Below are 24,091 nucleotides of genomic sequence, written 5' to 3'. Positions count from 1 at the left end.
TTCGTAAGCTGAATGGTGGGTCTCATCCGCTGACGTAATGTTGTCTCAATGACGACCGCGGATGAGACCACCGCCAGTGCTGATCCGGCACCGGGTGGCGCACACACTACCGAGACCGAAGCCGAACACTCGGCTAAATGGCGTGCCTTCTGGGTGTGTGTTGTGGTCGCCGCAATCACGATCCTTGACCTCTCGAAGGTCAACGTGGCTCTTCCGTCGATCGAGGATGCTCTCGGCGCGACATCCACTCAACTGCAGCTCATTGTGTCGGGCTATGTGCTGACCTTTGGCCTTGTGCTGGTGCCCGCGGGCCGCCTTGGCGATCAGCGTTCGCGCAAGAAGCTGTTTCTCGTGGGGCTGACGCTCTTCACTCTCGCTAGTGTCGCGTGTGCGCTCGCCCCGAATGCGACCCTGTTGCTGGTGTTCCGGTTGCTGCAGGGTATCGCGGCCGGCATCCAAATGCCTCAGGTCATTGGCCTCATTCAGCAGCTGTTTCGGGGACCCGAGCGCGGCCGGGCTTTTGGTCTTTTCGGTGCGATGATCGGCGTCGCCACTGCGTTCGGCCCCACGCTTGGTGGGCTGATGATCGCGATCGGCGGCACCGAAGACGGCTGGCGTTACATCTTCTGGATGAACGTGCCCCTCGGCATCATCGCCCTCGTTCTGGCGTGGCGCATACTCCCGACCACCTCCAAGGCAGGCTACGAGCGTCTCAGCCTCGACCCGGTCGGGATCGCGATCTTCGGAATCACGGTGCTTGCGTTGATGTGGCCATTCCTCTTCACGACGGGTGCTCCGACGGATGACCCCAACCGCTGGTGGCTGCTGGTGCTCTTTGTACTTTCTGCCGCCGCTTTCGTCGCGTGGGAGCGTCGCTACGCAGCAGGGGGACGGGCGCCTCTCGTTCCGCTTCAGCTGTTCCGCATCAGCTCGTTCCGCAACGGAACGTTGCTCGCGACCGTGTACTTCGCGGCAATGCCAGCGATGTTTCTCATGACGACGCTGTACTTGCAGCTAGGGCTTGGCCTCGAGCCCGTCTTCGCGGGGATGGTGACGATCGGTTTTGCGTTGACCAGTGCGGTGTCGTCGTGGCGCGGCGGCATCCTGGTTGAGCGCTACGGACGCTCGCTCGTTGTCGTGGGCCTCGCCATCTTGCTCGTGGGGCTTGGGCTCCTCATGGCCGCCGCGATTCTGACTCCGCCGGAGCTGACGCCCTACATGATGGCGGCAGCCCTCATTATCGGTGGTACCGGAGGTGGGCTCGTCGTCTCTCCCAACCAGACCCTCACACTGCACGACATTTCGCCCGTCGAGGGTGGCCTAGCGGGATCCGTAGGGCAGCTTGGCCAACGAATCGGGACGGCGATCGGAACCGCCGTTGCACTCTCGTTGTTCTATTCCACTCTGTACAACGAACGCAACAGCGGCGAAAGCACCGTCGAGCTGTACCACCACGCTTACGGCACCGGGATGCTCGCCACAACGCTCTTCTTCTCGATCGCGATGCTTGTTGGCGTTATCGATCTCGGTGCACGCAAGCGCCGGGCACGCGCGCTGGAGGTCTAGAGCTTCGGGTCGCCGATGCGCTCGAGGGCGTCGACGATCATGTCCCAGAATTTGGGAACGTCGATGTTGCGAGCGACCTGAGTCGTGCAGTCGGCGGGGGCCGGCGCGCGGAAGTCTGTGACGGTCATGCCGAGCGTGAGCTGTCCCGTGAGTTCCACATTCAAGGGGACCTTGACGGTGTCCATGATGGTGGGGTCGATCACGAAGGCGACGGCACATGGGTCGTGCACGGGCGGGTGCTCGAAGCCTTGAGCTTCGCGGTACGTAGCGCCGAAGAATTCAAGGAGTTCACCGACGAATGCTGCGGGGGCGGTGCCTACGGCGGCGATCGCAGCGGCGACGTCGTCGGTGGCGAGGGCGTCGTGAGTGACGTCAATGCCCACCATCGTGAGTGGCCATGATTCGTTGACGACGATGTGGGCGGCCTCCGGGTCGATCACAATGTTGAACTCGGCGGTAGCGCTCCAGTTGCCGACGTTGACGCCGCCACCCATCATGACAACTTGCTTGACGCGCTGTGCGATGCGGGGCTCCTTGCGCACGGCAAGAGCGAGGTTGGTGAGCGCGCCGGTTGGAACGAGCGTGACGGTGCCTGGTTCGTTCTGCATAACGGTGTCGATGATGAAGTCGACGGCGTGACGAGCATCCAACTCGATAAGAGGCTCGGGGAGCACGGGGCCGTCAAGGCCGGATTCGCCGTGAATGGATTCGGCTACTTCGACTTCGCGCACGAGCGGGCGGTGGGCTCCGCGGGCGAAGGGCACGTCGGTGATGCCGGCGACGCGGGCAACGGCCAGAGCGTTGCGAGTGACTTTCTCGATTGTTTGGTTGCCCATCACGGTCGTGACTCCGAGGAGTTCGATGTGCGGGCTACCGTGAGCGAGCAGGATCGCAATCGCGTCGTCGTGCCCGGGGTCGCAGTCGAGGATAATTTTTTCAGCCATGATCAAAAGCATATATGAAAACATCATTCATATATGTAGAGTTGAGATATGACAAATGATCTTATTGACGGTGCCGCCGCCCGGTTGCTCTGGGTGAGATCTCGTATGCCGCTGCTCGCCGAAGTGCGAAAGCGGTTCGAGCAAGCGAAGCCCTTCGCCGGGCACCGCATCGGCATGGCGATGCACCTCGAGCCGAAGACAGCGGTGTTGCTCGAGACCCTGAAGGCCGGGGGAGCGGAGATCGTAGCGACCGGCAATCTCGGGTCGACGCAGGATGATGTTGTTGCCTATTTGCGGTCGCAGGGAATGACAATTTTTGGTGCCCGCGATGACTCTGAGTGCGAATATGAGGCACACATTCGAAACGTGGTGGAGTCGAAACCAGACATCATTCTCGACAACGGCGCCGGCATTGTTGCTCGTCTCGTCGAGCTCGGAGAGACCGATCGCATTGTCGGCGGCACCGAAGAAACCACCTCAGGAAGCTACCGTCTGCGCGAGGAACTCGCTACGCACATCCGCTTTCCCATCATCGTTATCGACGACAACCCTCTGACTGTGATCAATGAGAACAAGCATGCGGCAGGTCAGTCAGTTGTTGAGAGCTTTATGCGTGTCACGAACGTCATGGTCTCTGGGCGCCGCTTTGTGGTCGCTGGCTACGGGTGGTGCGGTCGCGGTGTGGCGCACTATCTTCGTGCTTTGGGCGGCAAGGTCGCTGTTGTTGAAGTCGATGAGATCAAGGCCCTTGAGGCAGCACTCGATGGCTATCGAGTGGCAAATGTTTTTGACCTGGCAGGCTGGGGCGAGGTCTTCATCACGGCTACCGGCCATCCGCAGGTTCTAACTACCGACTTCTTCGAGGTTGTCGCAGACGGAGCGATGCTCGTGAACTGCGGTCACTTCGACTGGGAAATCGACGTTCTGGCTCTGCGCGATGCGGCGACGAGCACGACCGTGATCGACGGTGCAATCGAGCGAGTTAACCTCCCGGGAAACCGCCACGTCACCCTGCTCGCGGACGGCCGCATGATCAATCTGGCGGGGCGCGAGCCGCGGGGCAACTCGATCGAATCGATGGATCTCGGATTTCTGCTTCAAGCGCTTTCGCTTGAACGTATCGCGACAGCGGCAGGCACGCTCGAACCAGGTGCGCAACCCGTGCCCGACAGCATCAATCGCGAGGCGGCCCGGCGGATGCTCGCCGCGATGAAAGCGGACCGCTAATGGCGACCACCCCCGAGTACACCGCTCCCGCCCTCGACAAAGGGCTCGACATTCTCGAGCTGCTTGCCGAAACATCGGGAGCCCTCAGCCAGTCGGAAATTGCGGAAGCAACCGGGCGCAGTATTGGCCAGATTTTTCGAGTTCTTTCCACTCTCGAGCGCCGCGGCTACGTGTTCCGAGACAAGCAGTCGGGGCTCTACACGCTGGCAATGAAACTCTTGGAACTCGCGCACCGGCATCCGCCACTTCGGGGATTGGTCAGCGTGGCGCAACCCATCATGCAGGTTCTCGCGGAGCAGGTGCGACAATCGTGCAACCTCGCCGTGCTCGATGGCAGTGAAGTGCGCGTCGTCGCTCAGGTGGAGTCTCCCGCCGACTTCGGTTTTCGAGTGCGCGTCGGGGCAACATTCGATTTGACGACGACGGCGACAGGTTCGGTTCTTTCGGCAACATCACCATTGACGGCTGACACGGTCGTGCGGGCCGATACCTTGCACCCCGGAATCACCGATGTAGTAGCGCCGATTCTCGGGGCGAGTGGTGCTGTGGTGGCCGCGCTGACGGTGCCATACGTGGCACCAACGTTCAGCGAAGTGGATGTGGACCGCGTTCAAGAATTGGCGTCCGCCGCCGCAAAAGAAATTTCGATTCTCCTCAACGGGGAAGCATTCACAGGATCGTAACGCCGTTCAGGTTAACCTCAGCGCGCTTTCAGCCAGAGGCACGGTAGATTTAGACGTATGAACGCCGCTGTTGAGAACTTTCTGATGCCCGGAGGTGGCGCGAGCATTACAGCGCTTCCCAAGGTCTCCCTCCACGATCACCTCGATGGAGGGTTGCGGCCTCAGACCATCGTCGAACTTGCCGATGAGGTCGGCTACGCGCTCCCCGAGGACAACTCGGAGGCGCTGAAATCATGGTTTGCGACTCAGGCCGATTCCGGCTCGCTCGTGAATTACCTCGCGACTTTCGACGCCACCATCGCTGTCATGCAGACCACCGAGGGTCTCCAGCGGGTCGCCCGCGAGTTCGTGGAAGACCTTGCTGATGACGGTGTCATTTATGGCGAAATCCGTTGGGCGCCGGAGCAGCACCTGCAGAAGGGGCTCGACCTCGATCAGGTTGTTACCGCCGTGCAGGAAGGCTTGGAGCAGGGTGTGGATGCCGTGCGCTCGAGCGGCCGCAGCATCCGGGTGGGGCAGTTGTTGTCTGCCATGCGCCAAGCCGATCGCGGCACCGACATCGCCGAGCTGGCAATCCGTCACCGCGACCGCGGTGTTATCGGTTTCGACATTGCTGGTCCCGAAGCAGGATTCCCGCCGAGCCGCCTCCGTGGTGCGTTCGACTTGCTCGCGCACAACTACATTCCTGCCACCGTGCACGCGGGGGAAGCAGACGGCCTCGACAGCATCCGCAGTGCCCTCTTTGACGGTCGCGCGCTTCGTCTCGGGCACGGCGTTCGCCTGGCTGAAGACATCACGATTGCCAACGAAGACGACGAGAACACGTATGTGACGCTCGGGGACTTGGCCCAGTGGGTCAAGGATCGCGAGATCGCGCTCGAGTTGAGCCCGTCATCCAATCTTCAGACCGGTGCCATCGAGCAGTGGGGCGACGAAATCATCGACCACCCCTTCGATCTGCTCTACCAACTCGGATTCCGCGTCACCGTCAACACCGACAACCGCCTCATGAGCGCCACGACTCTCAGCCGTGAACTCGCGTTGCTCACGGAAGCGTTTGGCTACGACCTCACCGACCTTGAGGTCTTCCAGCTCAATGCTGCGGCCGCAGCCTTCTTGCCCCTTGAAGAACGCGAAGAGCTCTCCGAGGCCATCAGCGTCGGTTTTGAGAAAGCGTAGTTATGTCCCTCCCTCCGCTGCCCGAATCAGCGATTGAAATTGATGCTTTTGCGGTTGATTGGCGAGCCGCTGTTCGACTGTCGGGCGAAGCCCTCGTGCGTTCTGGCGCGGCGAAGCCGGGGTATGCCGACGAGATGATCCGCATGATCGAGGATCACGGTCCCTACGTCGTTATTGCGCCCGGTCTTGCTTTGGCTCACGCTCGCCCTGGCCCCCAAGTGATCGCAAACGGGCTCTCGGTTGTCACTCTCAAAGAACCTGTACGGTTCGGTCACGCCCACAACGATCCGGTACGGGTGGTGCTTGGCCTCGCTATTTCTGAGGCGGGCGCACACTTGGCAGCGGTCGCGGCTGTCGCTAACATTTTCAATGACTCCTCGGCGATTAACGAGCTCGCCGCCGCAACGTCCGCTGCCGAGGTCCAACGCATCATGGGAGTGAATCCGTCGTGAAAATCGTGACCATCTGTGGTGCTGGCATCGGCAGTTCCGGTGTGCTCAAGGTCAACGCAGAACGTGCGTTGCGCGCGCTTGATCTCGAAGCCACTGTCGTTGCCGCTGAAGTGAGTACCGTTCGCACGGTCGCCGCGGATGCTCAGATTATTCTCACGACGCAAGAGTTCGTTGAGGCGATTGGCAAGACCAACGCCGATGTCATCGTGATTGTGAACCTCTTTGATACTTCGGAGCTTGCCCAAAAACTAGAGGACGCCCTCGGCTAACCGAGGACGCCCTCCCACGTTTCTTCGCTCGCCGCCGTTCGGCAGCAGCACCTGCGGTGCTAGCCGAGAACCTCGCGCATCCCCGCTTCAAGCTGGCTCGCGACGGCTTCGGCCGCAGCCTGACGCTCAGCGCCCTCGCCTGACATGCTCGAGGCATCCACATAGAACTTGAGTTTGGGCTCTGTGCCACTGGGGCGCACGATGACGCGTGCTCCGCCCTCGAATTGCATGCGAATGATGTTGCTGGGCGCGAAGCCGTCAACACCGTTCTCAAAGTCATCGAAGGATGCCACAGCGAGACCACCGACGGCGGTGGGAGCGTTCGCACGCAAGCGCGTCATCGTCTCGCCAATCTCTGAAATCTTGGCGAAGCGCAGCGATACCTGGCGAGAGGCAAAAGCGCCGAAGCGTGCCGCGAACTCGTCAAGCCTGTCGAGCACGGTCTTGCCATCGGCCTTGAGTTCGGCGGCCATCGAGAGGAAGTCGACTGACGCCGAGATGCCATCCTTGTCGCGAACTTTGGCGGGATCAACGAGGTAGCCGAGAGCTTCTTCGTAGCCGAACACCAGCCCATCGATACGGGAGATCCACTTGAAGCCCGTGAGGGTGTCTGTGTAGTCCAGATCGTAGCCCGCAGCGATGGCACGCAGTGCCGGAGACGAGACAATGGATGCCGCGAGAACGCCGTGACCCTTGGCGCGTTCTGCCGCGCGCCATCCGAGCAAAATTCCCACTTCGTTTCCGCTCAGCCGACGCCATTCGCCGTCGCGACCGGGTACTGCCACCGCGAGGCGGTCGGCGTCGGGGTCGTGAGCAATGGCGAGGTCGGCCCCTACTTCGCGTGCTTTCGCAAAGCTGAGGTCCATGGCACCTGGCTCTTCCGGGTTAGGGAAGGCGACGGTGGGGAACGCGGCGTCGGGGTGGGCTTGTTCTTCGACGAGGGCGGGGGCGGCGAATCCGGCCTTCTCGTAGACGGCCTTGCTGGTTTCCCAACCCACGCCGTGCATAGCCGTGTAGGTGTAAACGACGTCCTTGACGGGGCCGGCAAGGGCCGCCGTGAGGGCAATGTATTCGTCGACAACACCCTCGTCGGTGGTGACGAAATCGGTGGAGCGCGGGAGGTCGGCAATCGACCCCTTCGCAACGAGATCAATAGCGTGGGCGATGTCGGCGTCGGCGGGCGGCACGATTTGTGAACCGTGGTTATCGCCGCCCAGATAGACCTTGTAGCCGTTGTCGATTGCGGGGTTGTGGCTGGCGGTGACCATCACACCGGCGCTGACGTTAAGGTGGCGCACAGCAAAGGCGAGCACCGGGGTGGGCAACAGTCGCGGCAACAGGATGGCGCGCACACCAGCCCCCGCCATGATGGTGGCGGTGTCTCGAGCGAAAACTTCAGAGTTGATGCGGCCGTCGTAGCCGATCACGATGCTCGGGCTGAGCTCATGGGTGAGAAGGTAGGCGGCAAGTCCCGCAGCCGCCTGAGTGACCAACACCCGGTTCATGCGGTTGGGGCCGGCACCCAGCTCGCCGCGCAACCCCGCAGTGCCGAACGCGAGCCGCGAATCAAAGCGGTCATGAAGGCCAGCGATAGCGGTCTCGTCGCCCTGGGCGGCATCCGTAATTAGAGCTTCGAGCTCAGTGTGGGTGACGGCGTCGGGGTCTTGCTCTAGCCACGCGTTGGCCGCAGCGATGAGCCCGGCGGTGGTGAGAATTTCGGTGCTCATAGTGCGGTCACAATCTGGGCGAGAAGACCACTGATCTGTACTTCAGCATCCTTGCCCGCCTGAATTACTTCTTCGTGGCTGAGGGGAGTGGACTGGATGCCGGCGGCCAGGTTCGTGATGAGTGACATTCCCAGGATTTCCATGCCCGCTTGGCGCGCGGCAATCGCTTCGAGCGCCGTGGACATTCCCACGATGTGGCCACCCATGGTCTTGGCCATCTGGACTTCAGCGGGCGTCTCGTAGTGCGGGCCGCGGAACTGCGTGTACACACCCTCGTCGAGGCTCGGGTCGATCGACTTGGCGATCTCGCGCAGGCGCTTGCTATAGAGGTCGGTGAGGTCGATGAACGTCGCACCTTCGAGCGGCGAGTCTGCCGTGAGGTTGAGGTGATCACTGATCAGCACGGGGGTTCCGGGCTTCCACGTCTCCTTGATTCCGCCGGCGCCGTTGGTGAGGATCATGGTCGTGGCACCGGTAGCGGCAGCGGTGCGCACCGAGTGGACAACACGACGAACGCCGTGGTTCTCGTAGTAGTGGGTGCGTGCGCCAATGACGAGGGCGCGCTTGCCGCTCGGCAACAGGATTGACCGCAGGGTTCCGACGTGGCCTTCGAGGGCAGGCTTGGAGAAGCCGGGGATGTCGGAGGCGGCAATCGTTGCCGTTGTTTCACCGATCAGGTCGGCGGCTTTGCCCCACCCACTTCCGAGGGTGAGGGCAATGTCGTGCTTCTCGACTCCGGTCGCGGCTGCGATTGCTGCAGCGGCGTCTTTCGCGACCTCAAACGGGTCTGCGGTGGGGTCGTCGAGGGGGTTTGTGGTTGGCGACTGTGACATGGCATCCACTCTAAACGGTGGTGCCTGCGACTCACCGGTACATTCAGCGCGAATGTGAGCAGGCAGGCGCGCACGACGCTGGTGATTCGGGCCACACGCTCCGCTGACGCACACCGGTGAGCGTGCGGTTTGTCGATGGGGCAGAACCGCGAGAGAATTGGCGCATGGCCTATGAGTTCGAGCGCACCCAACGAATTGCAATACTCGGCGGTGGCCCCGGTGGCTACGAAGCAGCCCTGGCGGGCGCGCAACTGGGCGCGGAGGTGACCCTCGTTGAACGCGAAGGTGTCGGCGGATCTGCTGTGCTCACTGATGTGGTGCCGTCGAAGACGCTCATCGCCACTGCGGAAGCAACCAACGCGATTCGGGATGCCGCAGAGCTGGGCGTGCAGTTCTACTCGCGCTCCGATTCCGGTCGTGCCGTTCGCCCCGAAATCACCGTGAACCTTGCTGCCGTGAACGCGCGCCTCATGCGCCTTGCGCAGCAACAGTCCGACGATATGAAGTCGCAACTCATCAAGGCCGGAGTGAAAATCATCCACGGCGAAGGCCGCCTCGATGGCCCGCAGCGCCTGGTCGTGTCGACCGGCAAGGGCAAAGCAGGAACAGACTTCGACGAAGTGGATGCCGACACCGTCATTGTCTCGGTCGGCGCCCGCCCGCGCGTGCTCGACTCCGCACTGCCCGATGGCAAGCGCATCCTCACGTGGACGCAGCTCTACACGCTCACCGAAACTCCCGAACACCTCATCGTGGTCGGTTCCGGTGTTACCGGTGCCGAATTCGCATCGGCGTACACGGCGCTCGGCGCCAAAGTCACCCTGATCTCCTCGCGCGACCGCGTGCTGCCCGGTGAAGACGAAGACGCTGCCCGCGTGATTGAAGACGTGTTCAAGCGCAACGGCATGACCGTGCTCTCCAAGTCGCGGGCCGAATCCGTCACCACCACCAAGGATGGCGTGATTGCTACGCTCAGCGACGGACGAACGGTCGAAGGCAGCCACTGCCTCATGGCCGTTGGCTCGCTGCCGAATACCGAAGGTCTTGGACTCGAAGAGGCTGGCGTGCAACTGACCGAGTCTGGTCACATCCGCGTCAACCGTGTTGCCCGCACCTCAATGCCGTCGATCTACGCGGCCGGCGACTGCTCTGATTTCTTCCCGCTCGCCTCAGTGGCGTCGATGCAGGGCCGCACCGCTGTATTCCACGCGATGGGCGACGGCGTGACGCCGATCGAACTGCGCAACGTGGCATCCAACATCTTTACTCAGCCTGAAATCGCCACGGTTGGCTGGTCGCAAAAGCAGATCGAAGAAGGGCTCGTTCAGGGAACGATCTACAAGCTGCCGCTGGCATCGAACCCGCGCGCCAAGATGATGGGCATCAAAGATGGTTTCGTGAAGCTCTTCGCTCGCACCGGTTCTGGCACGGTGATTGGCGGAGTCATCGTTGCCCCCAATGCCTCCGAGCTGATCATCTCGATCGCGCTCGCCGTAGAGCACCGTCTTACCGTCGACCAAATGGCTCGCGCGTTCTCTGTTTACCCCTCGCTGACGGGCAGCATCACTGATGCCGCCCGCGCCATGCACGTCGTCGACAAGTAACAACTACAGCTGCAGCGAACACAGCTGCAGCAACCACAGCAGCAGCAATCTCCGCAGTGGCAGCCCGGCCGGCGACGGTTAGGCCGGCACCTGCACGGGCGTGCTCTGCTCGTTTTGGAACGCGAGTTCTGTATCGGATGCTGCGTCGTCCTTGAGCGCGAGAACGTGTTCGACGAGTTTCGTTGCGGTTTGTTCATCGATGACAAGGTCAGTAATGACGCCAGCGCGCAGGGCGGCGAGCAGTGGTACAACCTTGTTATCGCCCGCCACACCGCAGATGCGGCGGGGGATAGAGCGCAATTCGGCCGGGGTTGGACCGGTTGCACGTGCGTTCATAGAGAGGTCTTCATAGGTGCCGTCTTCGCGCAAGAAAATGGTGCAGACATCGCCAACGATGCCTTCGCTGTCGAGGGTGGCGATGTCTCCGGCTTCGAGGTAGCCGGCGGAGTAGACATGACTGGGCACTTCTCCCGCAATGGCGCCGATTGAGAAGAGCGCGATGTCGGCACGACGCTGGTATTCGAGCACGCGCACAATTGACCGCTCCGACCACATTGCGTTTCGCGTTTCTGCGTAATCGAAGAACGCAGGCACGGGGAAAAGGTGCACTTGGGCGTCGAAAGCATCGCCGAAGTTGGCGATCAGGTTGCCCGCATATTCGACTCCCGAGGTGCGAACATTGGCAGCGCCGTTGAGTTGGACCACTGCACTTCCGCGGGTGGGTTTTTTGCCCAAATACTTGGAGATTGCGGCCAAAGTGGTACCCCACGCGACGCCCATGATCATGTCGGAATCGAACCAGCTGGTCACCATTCTGGCGGTAGCGCGCGCGACCTGGTCGAGTCGCTCTGCCTCATCCGCGAGGTCTGCAACCGGCACAACGTGAGTCTCGACGCCGAAGCAGCCCTCGATCTTTTTGGCGAGGCCGGGACCACGCGTCGGGGTGGGGCGCAGGGTGATCTCAACGAGGCCACTTTCGCGGGCGTCGCGAAGCAGGCGAGAGACGCTTGAACGGGACATGTGCAGGTGGTTGGCGATGGTGTCCATCTTGATGTCTTGCAAGTAATACATCGATGATGCCGACAGCATTGCCTCTTCGCGTTCCATAATGTCCATCCTTGCACGTTCGTGCAGATGTGCTGCTCAGTTTGTCATTTGGTATGGCCACCGTAATACGCTGCTCAATGTGAATCATCTCAGAGGATTCACAGCCGCCCCTCGCGGTGCCACCACCACACGATAGAAGAGCACTTTTCATGGCTGAACAGTCCCTCACCCAAGCAACCCGCGACAGCGCCATCCAGCGCCTCGTTGATAGCGCTCAGCCGGGTCGCGAGCTTGACGTGCTCGTTATCGGTGGTGGAATCACCGGAGCCGGAATCGCTCTGGATGCCGCAACACGTGGACTCGACACCGTCGTTGTCGAAGCCCAAGACTGGGCCGCGGGTTCCTCCAGCCGCGCCAGCAAGCTCATCCACGGTGGACTGCGCTACCTGCAGATGCTCGACTTCAAGCTCGTGCACGAAGCACTCACCGAGCGCGATCTGCTGCTGAACAACGTGGCACCGCACCTCGTGCGTCCGCTGCCCTTCCTTTACCCGCTGCGCCACCACGTGTGGGAGCGCGCTTTCGTCGGCGCCGGTATCGCCCTCTACGACTTCCTCGCGTCCGTCACGGTCAAGAACTCTCGCGGCAAGCGCAGCGTGCCGTGGCACCGCCACCTGTCGCGCAAGCAACTCGCGGCTCGATTCCCCGGCCTCGCTCACGACGCTGCCGTTGGTGCGATCGAATATTGGGACGCCAACGTCGATGACGCCCGCTACGTTGTCAGCGTCATCCGCACCGCTTCGGCCCACGGCGCAGCAGCAGCTAGCCGCACCCAGGTCATCGAAATCACTCACAACGATGAGGGTGCCGTCAACGGCGCCGTCATGGTCGACCTCGAAACCGGAAAGACCTTCCCGGTACGGGCCAAGGCCGTCATCAACTCCACTGGCGTCTGGACGGGCGAGACCCAAGAGCTCGCCCACGAAAGCGGCGGACTCAAGGTTCTGGCCTCCAAGGGCATCCACATTGTTGTTCCTCGTGAACGCATCAAGGGTGAAGCTGGGCTGATCTTGCAGACGTCCAAGAGCGTGCTCTTCGTTATCCCGTGGTCGCGTTACTGGGTCATCGGCACCACGGACACCCCGTGGAAAGAAAACCTGCTCAACCCCGCAGCAACCGCCGATGACATTGACTACGTCATTGCCGAAGCGAACGCCGTTCTCGCCGACCCCATCGACCGCACCGACGTGATCGGCACCTGGGCAGGTCTTCGCCCCCTGCTGCAGCCCGGCACGATGGAAGGCACCAACTCCGCCAAGGTGTCGCGCGAGCACACCGTGGCGTCGCCCATCCCCGGCCTCACCGTGATTGCCGGCGGAAAGTTCACCACCTACCGCGTCATGGCCAAGGATGCCGTCGACTTTGCCATCGGCAAAGAGGCTGCCAAAGCTAACCCTTCGACCACCGCTCGTGTTGCGCTTCTCGGTGCTGACGGTCTCGAAGAGGCCCGCGCTAGTGCCGCCGGCCTCAGCGCCACGTACGGCTGGAGCGATCAGATGATCGACCACCTCCTGCACCGCTATGGCGCAAACATCAGCGAAATCGCTGCAATGGCGGATGCTGACGCAACGATGGGCAAGCCGCTCACGCACGCGTCCGCTTACCTTCGTGCCGAGATCGCCTACGCCATCACGCATGAAGGCGCTTTGCACCTCGAAGATCTCATGACGCGACGCACTCGAATGAACTACGAGTACCTCAACGAGGGAATGGCCGCCGTTCCTGAGGTCGCTGAAATCGCAGCGAGCTTGCTCGGTTGGGACGAGCAGACCACCGCTCACGAAGTTGCCGTGTACCACCAGATGGCGGATGCCGTGGCTGCTGCCGCGCTCACCCGCGATGACGAAGCCGCATCCACCGTGCGCGAAGCAGCACCGCAAATCGTGCCGCTCGTTACCCCGCCCGCAGCACTCGAATCGAAGTAACCGAACTACTGAAACCGGGCACGAAACTGCCCTACAGAAGTACAGACGATCAATGGAGATACGCCAAAAATGACACAGTACATCTTGTCAATTGACCAGGGAACGACGAGCTCTCGCTCGATCATCTTTGATCATGACGCGCGTATCGTCTCGAACGGGCAGCTCGAACACGAACAGATATTTCCGCGCGCCGGCTGGGTCGAACATGACCCGATGGAAATCTGGGACAACGTTCGAGAGACAGTAGGCCTTTCGCTGTCGCGTGCGAACCTCACGTACCAGGACATCGCCGCCGTCGGCATTACCAACCAACGTGAAACCACGGTGGTGTGGAACAAGCTCACGGGCAAGCCGGTCACGAACGCAATCGTCTGGCAAGACACTCGCACTCAGCACATCGTGAACGAGCTCGCGGGCGCCGAGGGACTCGAAAAGTACAAAGCCATCACTGGCCTTCCGCTCGCACCGTACTTCGCCGGACCCAAGGTCACCTGGATTCTCCGCTACATCGACGGTGCTCAAGAAGCGGCCGACCGCGGTGAACTGCTCTTTGGAACCATTGACACGTGGCTGCTCTGGAACCTCACCGGCGGTATCGACGGGGGAGTGCACGCGACCGACGTGACCAACGCATCCCGCACCATGCTGATGGACCTCGACACCCTGCAGTGGCGTGAAGATATTGCCGCCGATATGGGCATCCCGATGTCAATGCTGCCCGAGATTCGTTCATCGAGCGAGATCTTTGGCCACTGCCGCGACCACGGTTCGCTGCCGGGAGTGCCGATTGCGGGCATCCTCGGAGACCAGCAGGCTGCCACCTTCGGTCAGGCGTGCTTCAGCGAAGGCATGGCCAAGAACACCTACGGCACCGGCAACTTCTTGCTGCTCAACACCGGCAACAAGCGCGTGCACAGCAATAACGGCCTCATCACTACGGTTTGCTACAAGATCGGTGACGCCGCTCCCGTCTATGCCCTCGAGGGCTCGATCGCGGTGACCGGATCGCTCGTTCAGTGGCTGCGCGACAACCTCGGCATGTTTGCCGATGCGCCTGACATCGAACGCCTCGCTCTCGAAGTTGAAGACAACGGCGGCGCCTACTTCGTGCCTGCCTTCTCCGGACTCTTCGCCCCCTACTGGCGACCGGATGCTCGGGGAGCCCTTCTCGGACTCACTCGTTACGTCACCAAGAACCACATCGCTCGCGCCGCGCTCGAAGCCACCGCGTACCAAACGCGCGAGGTTATGGACGCCATGAACGCGGATGCCGGAGTCGACCTCGCTGAGTTGCGGGTCGACGGCGGCATGGTGGCAAACGAACTTCTCATGCAGTTTCAGGCTGACCAGTTGGGCGTGGATGTCATCCGCCCCCGCATCACCGAAACGACCGCTCTCGGCGCAGCATTCGCCGCCGGAATCGCGATCGGTTTTTGGGACAGCGAGCACGATGTGCTGGCGACCTGGAACGAAGACAAGAGGTGGACGCCGCAAATGGCCCGCCTCGAGAGAGATCAGCTTTACCGCAACTGGAAAAAAGCGGTAACCAAGACCATGGGCTGGGTTGATGAGGACGTGGAGACCTAATCTGCCTGCCAAAACCCATGACGGACGTGCTGTCAGTCACGTTCATAATCACACAGCAATCGATACCCACGAAGGGGTAGGGAATCAATGAAAACCTCGTTAGTTAAGAGGAACAGCTTTTGGCTCGTTCTCTCGCTAGTAATGATGTTGGTCGCGTCAATTGGTGCGTCCATCGTGCAAACCGGTGCAGGCTCAATCAGCGTTAAGGACATGCGCTGGGAGACCTCATCGGGTCAGATGATGAGCGCTCTGCTCTTCAAGCCTGACACCGCGACCGTCGACAACAAGGTTCCGGCCATCGTGGTCAGCCACGGTTGGTGGAACAACCGCGAAATGCAAGACGCCAACTATGTTGAGCTTGCGCGCCGTGGCTACGTTGTTGTCTCGATCGACATGTTCGGTCACGGCAACTCGTCACCGTTGACGACCGACGTCACCCTCGGTGGCACCGGAATGTACGACGCTGTAAAGCTCGTCGCCGACTTCCCCTACGTCGACACCGACAAGATTGGTGTCAGCGGTCACTCGAACGGTGCTCGTGCAGCCAACTTCTCGATGTTCATCGACAATGCTGCCGACGAACAGCTCATCTCTGCTGTTCTGCTGGTTGACAACGACGCTGTGTACACGGATGCCGAAGCTGAGAACGCGTACTTCAACCTTTACGGTGCCCGCGATGTCGGAATCGTCGCTGACCAGTACGACGAGTTCTTCTTCCGCAGCTACAGCCCCGAGGGCGAAGTTCTCACGCCGCCGCGCGACTACATCGGAACCCCGAACGCACAGTCATTCCTCCACTTCGGTGCAAACCCGGAAGAAGTTTCCTCTGACGTTCGCGGCGCGAGCGAGTTCTACACCGACTCCGTCGATGGCGAGCAGGCTCTGCGCGTTGTCTACACGCCGGCAGAAAACCACCCCTGGGGAACCATCTCCAAGACGACAGTCGGCAGCCAGATCGAGTTCTTCCAAGAAGCATTCGGTGCTCCCAACGAGATCGCATCCGGTTCGCAGGTGTGGCAGGTCAAGGAGACCTTCACACTCTTCGGTCTGATCGGCTTCGGAATCTTCCTGCTCGCCTTCACGCGTGCAATGCTCTCGACCCGCGCCTTCGCAGGTCTGCGCACTCCAGCAGCAGCAGTGGTACCCGCTACCCGCAAGGGCCTCGCCTGGTTCTGGGGCGGACTGGTTGTTTCGGCAATCATCTCCGGTTGGAGCTGGTTGATCCTCGCTAACACCCCGTGGGTGGGCGCGATTGCGTTCAACGCTGTTCAGTTCTTCATGCCTCAAGGCGCCGTGTTCTTCGTCGCCTTCTGGGCCGCAGTCAACGCGATCGCCGCGATCATCATCATGACGATCTCGTACCTCGTCTTCGGACGCAAGAATGGTCTCGACCTTCGCGCATCCGGCGTACTGCCTGGCTGGAAGAAGTTCTTCCATGGAATCGGTCTCGCACTGGTCGTCGTTGTTTCGGCATACGCGATCGTCTTCGTGCTCGACTACTTCTTCAAGACGGACTTCCGCTGGTGGGTCATCGCAGTCAAGGCCTTCACGCCTGACAAGGTCGGCATCGCCTTGATGTACCTGCCGCTGTTCGCGATCTACTTTGTCGCTAACTCGGTTGCGGTCAACGCCTTCAACCGCTTCTCCATCCGCGGCAAGGAATGGATCAACACGGCACTGCTGGCGCTCTTCAACGCTCTGGCACCCATCGTTCTCGTCATCGCTCAGTACACCAACTTCTTCACCACGGGGTACACGATCGACGGCTTCGGCGGAATCTTCAGCATCTGGCTCTACCCGGTTATCGTCATTTTGGCCGTGACCGCAGTCATCTCGCGCAAGATCTACCGTGAGACGAACAACCCGTACATCGCCGGCTTCATCAACGCGGCAATCGTTACCCTCATCTCGGTATCGAACACGCTCACCGCAGCGTAAGTACACCCTCTCCGATCATCTGATCGGCTCCAGCAGCGCCCCGGTCACCATCTTGACCGGGGCGCTGTTGTGTGCGGAGCCCGCGTGCCCATGGGACAAGTACGGGCGGTGCGGCATCCGCTATTTCGGCGGGAGATGCTCTGTCGCCCGCCGAAAGCCAGGCCGCCTACGCGACGACGGTGATGTCCACGTTTCGACTGTCGTCCGTGGTCACGGGGTGAACGGGCCCGGTGATCGTGACTGTTCCGAGCGGCGCCGCTTCGGTCTCGCAGTCGCTGCCGAGCCACAGCCGCACGTCACCCGGTTCGACGATGCGCGTCATACTGCGATCGCTGAACGCGATGCGGGTGGTCGGGATGCTCATCGAGAGTGTTCGCGACTCTCCCGGCTGAAGCGTTACTCGAGTAAAGGCGACCAACTGCCGCATGGGCCGGGTGACAGAGCCCACGACATCGTTCGCGTACACCTGAACGACTTCGTCGCCTTCGATGTCGCCCGTGTTCGTCACCGTGAAGTGGATGTCGAACCTGCCATCGGCAGCGATCGTCTCGGAAGCGACGCCCGCATCCGAATATCGGAAACTCGTGTAGCTGAGGCCGAAACCGAACGGGAACGCCGGGGCCGTCGTGAGGTTCGACACTTCGCTCGGTTCGCCGAGGCGCGGGTGAAGGTAGGAGTACGGTTGCGATCCCGCTGAGCGCGGCACCGAAACGGCGAGTCGACCCGAAGGGTTGATCCGACCGACAATCGCACCGCTGATCGCCGCGGCACCTTCTTCACCAGGGAAGAACGCTTGAACGATGGCCGCGCCGCGAGCAGCAGCCCAATCGATCGCATAGGGGCGGCCGGAAATCACGACGAGCACAACCGGCGTTCCCGTGTCGAGCACGGCCTCGACGAGCTGACGCTGCACACCGGGCAACTCAAGAGAGTCACGGTCACAGCCTTCCCCTACGGTGCCACGGCCAAAGAGACCTGCATGATCACCGACGGCAATCACAGCGACCCCCGCGGCGGCAGCGAGTTCGACAGCCTCGGCAATATTTGAGGTGTCATCGTCATCCACGGCACAGCCCTGCGCGAAGCCGAGCACTGAACTGAAATCGTGGTGGAGGCTCTCGAAAAGGGTCTCAACCTCGAAGCCCATGTCGACATCCGGATGACGCTCGAGCACGTGATTGGTGAAGGAGTAGCAGCCGAACATGGCCGCGGTGCGGTGGGCGTTAGGGCCCAGGACGGCGATACGAGCATCCGGAGCCAACGGCAGAATGCCACCGTCGCTCAGCAGGGTGACCGACTTCTCGGCGATGGCCGCGGCGATTGCGCGGTGGTGCGGCGGGTCGAGATCGATCTCTTCGGTATCGGCATCTACCGAGAACGTGGCCGACTCGGGATCAAGCAACCCGAGCTGCTGCTTCTGCACGAGCACCCGGCGCAGCGCCCGATCGACGAGGGCACTGTCGACTTCGCCGTTGCGAACCTTCTCGGCGAGCGGAGCCAAGTAGGCCTTGCCCGTAGGCAACTCGATATCGACGCCCGCCGCCAAGGCCTGCGCGGCCGCGTCGCCGAGGTCGCTGGCAACTTGGTGCAGCGTTTCAAGAAATGCGACGCCAAAATAGTCGGCGACGACGGTTCCTTCAAAGCCCCAGCGGTCGCGCAAGAGGTCAGTCAAGAGAGTGGCGTCGGATGCCACGGGCACGCCGTCAATTTCGGCGTACGAGTGCATGACCGAGCCCACGCCCGCATCCAGCACGGCCATCTCAAAGGGCACAAGCAGCACGTCGGCGACTTCGCGCGGCCCCGCATGGACCGGAGCTAAGTTGCGCCCCGCCCGCGAATTTGAGTACCCGACAAAGTGCTTGAGGGTGGCGATGACGCCGGTTGATTGCAAGCCGCGCACGTAGGCGGAACCGAGCTCTCCGACGACGAAAGGGTCTTCGGCGATGCACTCTTCAACGCGTCCCCACCGGACGTCGCGAATCACATCGAGCACAGGAGCGAGCCCCTGGTGGACCCCGAGCTTCGCCATGCTCTCGCCGATCGCGTGCCCCATCTCCTCGATGAGGGCGGGGTCAAAGGTCGCGCCCCACGCCAGCGGTGTGGGGAAGGTGGTCGCTTGCCAAGCGGCTAGACCGGTCAGGCACTCTTCATGCGCGATCGCGGGGATGCCGAGCCGAGTGTTGTCTCGCAACCACCGTTGGGTGCGGCCCAACGCGGAGCGACCAGCGGCGGGGCTGACTGGTACCGTGCCAAACACTCGCGTGAGGTGACCGAGCCCGTTCTTCGAGAACTCGTTGAAGTCGTGAGCGCCGTCATCCTGGGCGCTCTGCATCGGTGCCACGCTCTGGCCATCGGCGCCCGCGCCCACCCAAATGCCGACGAGTTGTGCGAGCTTCTCTTCGAGGCTCATCTGGGCGATCAGCTGTTCGACCTGATCATTCACTTCGGAAAGGTCGGGGTGTGCAGTGGTGGAGAGAGTCATGGTTTCTTTCTGGGGTGGAAGCGAACTGGTGTTGGCGGCAGGCAAAGGGATTACCCCTTGAATGCACCATCCATGACGCCGGCAACCATCTTGCGGCCGACGAAAATGAAGAGGATAAGTAGCGGAATTGTCGCGAGGAACGATCCAGACATGGCGAGGCCGTAGTCGACGAAGTACTGCCGTTGCAGCGCCTTGATGGCCAATTGCACCGTGTAGTTTTCGGGCGATTGGATCACGATGAGCGGCCAAAGGAAGTCGTTCCAGGCGGTGACAAACGCGAGAAGGCCCAGCACGAAGGCAGCGGACCGCACAAGCGGGAATGCAATGCGCCAATAGATTTGCCAGGTGCTGCAGCCGTCGATTCGTGCTGCCTGCATGAGCTCGTTGTTGAGAACGGTCGAGAGGTGCTGACGCATCCAAAAGATACCGAACGCGCTCGCCATGCCGGGCACAATAAGCGCTTGCAGCGAATCGATCCAGTCGAGGTTCGACATGATCATGTAGAGCGGGATTACCGCGAGCTGCGTGGGAACCATCATCGTGATGAGCACCACGATGAAGAGCGGATCCCGGCCCCGAAACTGCAACTTCGCGAACGCGAAGCCGGCGAGAGTGGACAGGATCATCTGAGCAATCGCGATGCTCCCTGCCACGATGAACGAGTTCGCCAAGCTCTGCACAAACGGAACCGTCGTGAAGACCTGCTCGGCAAGCGCGAAGAAGTTGCCGCCGGGAAGGATGGTTGGGGGTGTTTGCGAGACCGCTGCTGAATCATTCGTCGAGACGACGAACATCCAATAAAGAGGGAAGGCGCTCAAGAAGACGGCGGCGATGAGGAAGGCATAGGTCCACCAACGCACACGGCCGGCGAAGGCGCGTTTGCGGAGGCGACCAACAACAGTCGTGACTGGGGTGGTTGCGGAAGTGGTCATGATGGCGTCCTTATTCGTCTGAGGTGATGCGACGAGAGAGCAGATAGTTGATGACGGAGAACACGACGATCAAGGCGAAGAGGGTCACTCCGACGGCGGAGCCGTAGCCGAACTTGAAATCACCGAATCCTTGCTCGTACATGAACAGGCTGAGGGTCTGGAACTGGCGACCGGCACCGCCCGTGAGCCCAGGGGAAGAGAGCAGCAGGGGTTCCGTGAAGATCTGAAGACCGCCGATGGTCGACACGATCACCGTGAAGATGATGACCGGTCGAAGCGAGGGGATCGTGACGAAGATGAACTGCTTGAATCCGCCGGCGCCGTCGATAGCGGCCGCCTCGTAAATGTCTTTCGGAATGGCCTGAAGTGCTGCGAGATAGATCAGCGTGTTGTAGCCGAACCAGCGCCACAGCACCATCGTGGAGACCATGATGTGGCTTGCAAACGTGTTCGCCGCGAAGTCAATCGACTCGATCCCGAAGAGGTTGAGGAAGCTATTGATGAGGCCGTAGTCGCGACCGAAGAGCGACGCGAAGACGATAGTCGTCGCCACCACCGAGGTGATGTAAGGAACGAGCATCGTCATCCGAAAGAGGTTCGCGAACTTCAAACGCGCATTGTTGAGCAACTGGGCCAGAAAGAGCGCGAGCAGCAGCTGCGGCACCGTCGAGAGAATCCAGATGCTGAAGGTATTGCGCATCGCATTCCAGAAGCGTTCATCTCCGTAAAGAGTGACGAAGTTCTCAAAGCCGATGAACGTTTGACCGCCGATCGGGTTCCAGTCGAAAAGTGCGACATAGAACGTGAAGACGGTGGGGAACAGACCGAACACCGCGAACAGTGCGAAGAACGGAGCGATGTACATATAGGGAGCAAAGGCATCCATGCGCGACGCCGACTTGATGCGGCGTCGAGGTGGGGGAGCGGCACTCTTTGCGAGCTGACGAGCAGGGGCTGAACGGGGCGGGGCAGACAAAACCATGGCGAACTCCTTGACGGGGGATGGGAGGGGTGGGCTCACGAGCGTGAGCCCACCCCGAGAGCGCTAGCCGCCGAGGGCAGTCTTGACGTTCTTCATTGCGTTAGGCCACGCATCCGCCGCGGGTTCTTCACCGTTCTCGACCTGCGAGAGCGTATTCAAGATCGCGGTGTCGATGATGCGCTGTTGCGGACCTTCGAAGATCGGTTTGATGGATTCCACGCTGTTCGCATAGATCGGTCCGACCGGGGCATCGCTAAAGAACTCACTCGTGAAGTTCTGGATGTCTGCAGTTTCATAGAGTTCCGGAGTCGACGGGAAGTTGCCGTGGGCCTGGAAGATCTCGAGCTGGCGCTCGGGAGACATGAGCCACTCGATGAAGGCGAACGCCTCTTCAGGGTGATCAGATTTTGCCGGGATGGTGAGTTGGCTACCGCCCCAGTTGCCGGCGTTCTCGGGAACTGCTGCGATGTCCCATTTTCCGGCTGTGTCGGGCGCCTGCTGAGAAATGTAGGTCATCATCCATGACGGAGCGGCAAGCACGGCAAAGTCGCCGTTGTTCATGCCGGCGTTCCACGCTTCACTCCAGGATGGTGTGCGTGATGTGATGTCGGCGTCGATGGCGTCGAGGGCGTAACCGAACGCTTCTTGCACGTCGGGGTTGCTGTCGTAGACGAGGTCATCGTCGCTTGAGCCGTAGTACATTTCGTCGCCTTGGCGCACGGCGGGGTTGAAGATCGCGCTATTGACATTGTCGATCATGCCCTTGCCGGTGGCTTCGCGATACTGGGTGCCGACGTCGATGAAGTCATCCCAGGTGGGCCAGAGAGCACTCACTTCATCGCGGTCCGTGGGGAGCCCCGCAGCCTCGAACAGGTCGGTGCGGTAGGCCATCGCGAGTCCGCCTACATCGGTCGGGATGCCGACAACGGAACCGTCGGCGGCGACGCCTTGAGACCAGCGCCAATCGAGATAAGTGCCCTCGATGTCGTCGGCACCGAGGGTGCGCAGGTCAACAAAGTTTTGCGGCTGAGCTTTGAACTGCGACATGTAGCCGACTTCGATCGCCGCTACATCGGGACCCTTGCCGCCGGCGAGGGCGGTCGTGAGCGCTTGAGCTTGTTCGTCAGATCCGCCAGCATTGGTGACCTTGAGGATGATGTCGGGATTTTCCTCTTGGTAGACCGCGAATGCTTCGTCGAGGCCCATGCCGCCAAAGGTCCAGACGTCGAGGGTGATCTTTCCGTCGGTGTCACCTCCGCCCGAGCATCCGGCAAGAAGCGCAAGAGCTGCGCCTCCCGCGATCACTGTTCTGGCAATTTTTTTCGCTGACATTGCGTCCTCCACGTTGAGGTGTGATTGGGGAATTAAGGGGGCATTCATTTCGGAAGAGACGTTCGAGGTTTAGTCGCGGAAGCGCTTCCTTGATGAAGTAATGCCACCGTATAGGCTTATGTCGGCAAAGACAACAAAAAGATTGCGCTTCCCTAAAATTCGCAATGATCACCGGTGCGCATTCCACGAATTGCGACGAGGCAGGGGATGATGTGCAGATGGTTACCCTCGACGACGTCGCGCGTGAAGCCGGTGTATCGCGCACCACGGCCTCTCGCGCGATCAACGGCAAGCTCACCGTGCACCCCGAGCGCAGCGCTGCTGTGCAGCGCGCAGCCGAAAAACTAGGCTTTCGCCCCAACCCTGCAGCTCGCTCGTTGGCCCGCGGCCGTCATGACTCGGTCGCGCTCATCGTGTCGGAAACGAACATCGAGGGCATGACGAACTCGTTCTTCGCGATGGCCCTGCACGGAGCCATCCGGGAGATCGCCAAGACCGATCAGCAACTCGTGATGCTGCTGCGCGCCAACGATGAGAGCGATGAGAAGTTTCTGCGCTTCCTCGAAGCAAGCCACGTCGACGGCGCCATGGTTATTCTCGAAGCGCACAACACCGAGCTTCCTCGCTTGCTCGCGCAGTCAGATCTTCCCGTCGTGTTTCTGGGACGCCCCACTGAATCGGTCGACGCTCCGCTGTCGTATATTGACTCCGACAACGTCGGCGGCAGCACGCTCGCTGCGGAGGCACTGATCGCTGCCGGTCGACGCCGCATTGGCGTCATCACTGGTCCTCACGGAATGGGCGTCTCTCAAGACCGTCTTCGAGGTTTTCAGCAGGCCCTCGACGCCCATGGTCTCGATAGTTCCCTTGTCGCCGAGTCAGACTTTCAAACGGCCGGAGGCGCGGAGGCCATGGGGCTCCTGCTCGACCAGCACCCCGATCTCGACGGCGTATTCGTGATGTCCGATCTTATGGCGGCTGGGGCAGTCGGAACGCTCAAGGCGCGAGGGCGTCGCGTGCCCGAAGACGTTGCGCTCGTCTCCTTCGACGACACCGTGATTGCGACAACCCTTGAACCTCGGCTCACGACGGTACGCCAGCCGCTGGAAGAACTCGGCGCTCGAATGGTGACCGCGCTCGCCGAACTCATTGCTGCTCCGGCGGCGGGGCCGATCAGGGACACCCTGCCCACCTCTCTCGTGCGGCGCGACTCGGTCTAACGCGCCGCGATGGCGAGCCCCGCATCCGTCCGACCGCCATCTGGCGGGGTCAGTCGCCCCGATCGCGGAATAGCGGATGCCCGGCTACGGTTTTGCCTACAG

19 protein-coding genes are annotated in these 24,091 nt (G+C 61.2%); 11 read left to right on the top strand and 8 right to left on the bottom strand.

The features are described 5' to 3' along the window. Window positions 1–48 precede the first annotated feature (48 nt). Complete coding sequence (locus I6E81_RS11460; protein WP_197107773.1) at window positions 49–1,566, top strand: MFS transporter; 1,518 nt, start codon at window positions 49–51, stop codon at window positions 1,564–1,566. On the opposite strand, the gene I6E81_RS11455 is transcribed toward I6E81_RS11460, so the two are convergent. Continuing rightward, window positions 1,563–2,510: a nucleoside hydrolase gene (locus tag I6E81_RS11455; RefSeq protein ID WP_197107771.1), complete on the bottom strand. Its 948-nt coding sequence runs from the start codon at window positions 2,508–2,510 to the stop codon at window positions 1,563–1,565. The genes I6E81_RS11460 and I6E81_RS11455 overlap by 4 nt on opposite strands. 48 nt (window positions 2,511–2,558) lie before the next feature. Between I6E81_RS11455 and I6E81_RS11450 the strand changes: the two genes are divergently transcribed. The 5 genes from I6E81_RS11450 to I6E81_RS11430 are packed head-to-tail and all read left to right on the top strand — an operon-like array spanning window position 2,559 to window position 6,320. After that, a complete protein-coding gene (locus tag I6E81_RS11450) occupies window positions 2,559–3,737 on the top strand; it encodes an adenosylhomocysteinase (protein ID WP_197107769.1) in 1,179 nt (392 codons plus the stop codon). Next, entirely contained in the window at window positions 3,737–4,420 is a 684-nt protein-coding gene (locus tag I6E81_RS11445; protein ID WP_197107767.1) for an IclR family transcriptional regulator, read from the top strand. The genes I6E81_RS11450 and I6E81_RS11445 overlap by 1 nt, the downstream gene beginning before the upstream one ends. A 57-nt stretch (window positions 4,421–4,477) precedes the next feature. After that, window positions 4,478–5,599, top strand: a complete 1,122-nt coding sequence (locus I6E81_RS11440; RefSeq protein ID WP_197107765.1) for an adenosine deaminase — start codon at window positions 4,478–4,480, stop codon at window positions 5,597–5,599. Between the two features lie 2 nt (window positions 5,600–5,601). Continuing rightward, a complete protein-coding gene (locus I6E81_RS11435; RefSeq protein WP_197107763.1) occupies window positions 5,602–6,051 on the top strand; it encodes a PTS sugar transporter subunit IIA in 450 nt (149 codons plus the stop codon). After that, a complete protein-coding gene (locus I6E81_RS11430; protein ID WP_197107762.1) occupies window positions 6,048–6,320 on the top strand; it encodes a PTS sugar transporter subunit IIB in 273 nt (90 codons plus the stop codon). The genes I6E81_RS11435 and I6E81_RS11430 overlap by 4 nt, the downstream gene beginning before the upstream one ends. Window positions 6,321–6,379: 59 nt before the next feature. On the opposite strand, the gene I6E81_RS11425 is transcribed toward I6E81_RS11430, so the two are convergent. Both I6E81_RS11425 and I6E81_RS11420 read right to left on the bottom strand, forming a co-directional pair. Then, window positions 6,380–8,047 carry a phospho-sugar mutase gene (locus I6E81_RS11425; RefSeq protein ID WP_197107760.1) on the bottom strand — a complete coding sequence of 556 codons (1,668 nt, stop codon included), beginning with the start codon at window positions 8,045–8,047 and terminating at the stop codon, window positions 6,380–6,382. After that, the gene (locus I6E81_RS11420; protein WP_197107758.1) at window positions 8,044–8,880 is read right to left on the bottom strand and encodes a purine-nucleoside phosphorylase; all 837 of its coding nucleotides are present in this window, start codon (window positions 8,878–8,880) and stop codon (window positions 8,044–8,046) included. The genes I6E81_RS11425 and I6E81_RS11420 overlap by 4 nt, the downstream gene beginning before the upstream one ends. A 164-nt stretch (window positions 8,881–9,044) precedes the next feature. On the opposite strand from I6E81_RS11420, the gene I6E81_RS11415 reads away from it, so the two are divergent. After that, entirely contained in the window at window positions 9,045–10,484 is a 1,440-nt protein-coding gene (locus I6E81_RS11415) for an NAD(P)H-quinone dehydrogenase (protein WP_197107756.1), read from the top strand. 78 nt (window positions 10,485–10,562) lie between these two features. On the opposite strand, the gene I6E81_RS11410 is transcribed toward I6E81_RS11415, so the two are convergent. Next, a complete protein-coding gene (locus I6E81_RS11410) occupies window positions 10,563–11,600 on the bottom strand; it encodes a sugar-binding transcriptional regulator (protein ID WP_197107754.1) in 1,038 nt (345 codons plus the stop codon). A 140-nt stretch (window positions 11,601–11,740) separates the two neighbouring features. Between I6E81_RS11410 and I6E81_RS11405 the strand changes: the two genes are divergently transcribed. The 3 genes from I6E81_RS11405 (at window position 11,741) to I6E81_RS11395 (ending at window position 17,041) form a co-directional block, all read left to right on the top strand. Next, a complete protein-coding gene (locus I6E81_RS11405; protein ID WP_197107752.1) occupies window positions 11,741–13,516 on the top strand; it encodes a glycerol-3-phosphate dehydrogenase/oxidase in 1,776 nt (591 codons plus the stop codon). A 69-nt stretch (window positions 13,517–13,585) separates the two neighbouring features. After that, window positions 13,586–15,103 carry a glycerol kinase GlpK gene (gene glpK, locus I6E81_RS11400; protein WP_197107749.1) on the top strand — a complete coding sequence of 506 codons (1,518 nt, stop codon included), beginning with the start codon at window positions 13,586–13,588 and terminating at the stop codon, window positions 15,101–15,103. An 87-nt stretch (window positions 15,104–15,190) separates the two neighbouring features. Continuing rightward, window positions 15,191–17,041 (top strand): S9 family peptidase, encoded by a 1,851-nt coding sequence (locus I6E81_RS11395; RefSeq protein ID WP_197107740.1) that lies wholly within the window; start codon window positions 15,191–15,193, stop codon window positions 17,039–17,041. 166 nt (window positions 17,042–17,207) lie between these two features. Here the strand turns inward: I6E81_RS11395 and I6E81_RS11390 are convergent, their stop codons facing one another. The 4 genes from I6E81_RS11390 to I6E81_RS11375 form a co-directional block, all read right to left on the bottom strand. Continuing rightward, window positions 17,208–19,523: a glycoside hydrolase family 3 N-terminal domain-containing protein gene (locus I6E81_RS11390; RefSeq protein WP_197107738.1), complete on the bottom strand. Its 2,316-nt coding sequence runs from the start codon at window positions 19,521–19,523 to the stop codon at window positions 17,208–17,210. 50 nt (window positions 19,524–19,573) lie between these two features. Beyond that, the gene (locus I6E81_RS11385; protein ID WP_197107737.1) at window positions 19,574–20,455 is read right to left on the bottom strand and encodes a carbohydrate ABC transporter permease; all 882 of its coding nucleotides are present in this window, start codon (window positions 20,453–20,455) and stop codon (window positions 19,574–19,576) included. Between the two features lie 10 nt (window positions 20,456–20,465). Further along, window positions 20,466–21,437 (bottom strand): carbohydrate ABC transporter permease, encoded by a 972-nt coding sequence (locus I6E81_RS11380; protein ID WP_197107735.1) that lies wholly within the window; start codon window positions 21,435–21,437, stop codon window positions 20,466–20,468. 63 nt (window positions 21,438–21,500) lie between these two features. Continuing rightward, window positions 21,501–22,769 (bottom strand): ABC transporter substrate-binding protein, encoded by a 1,269-nt coding sequence (locus I6E81_RS11375; RefSeq protein ID WP_197107733.1) that lies wholly within the window; start codon window positions 22,767–22,769, stop codon window positions 21,501–21,503. Window positions 22,770–22,933: 164 nt separating this feature from the next. On the opposite strand from I6E81_RS11375, the gene I6E81_RS11370 reads away from it, so the two are divergent. After that, window positions 22,934–23,989 carry a LacI family DNA-binding transcriptional regulator gene (locus I6E81_RS11370; protein WP_197107731.1) on the top strand — a complete coding sequence of 352 codons (1,056 nt, stop codon included), beginning with the start codon at window positions 22,934–22,936 and terminating at the stop codon, window positions 23,987–23,989. The last annotated feature ends 102 nt before the right edge of the window (window positions 23,990–24,091 follow it).

This window comes from Salinibacterium sp. NG22 (assembly GCF_015864925.1).
Taxonomy (GTDB): Bacteria; Actinomycetota; Actinomycetes; order Actinomycetales; family Microbacteriaceae; genus Rhodoglobus.
This window is presented reverse-complemented; position numbering and strand designations above follow the sequence as displayed.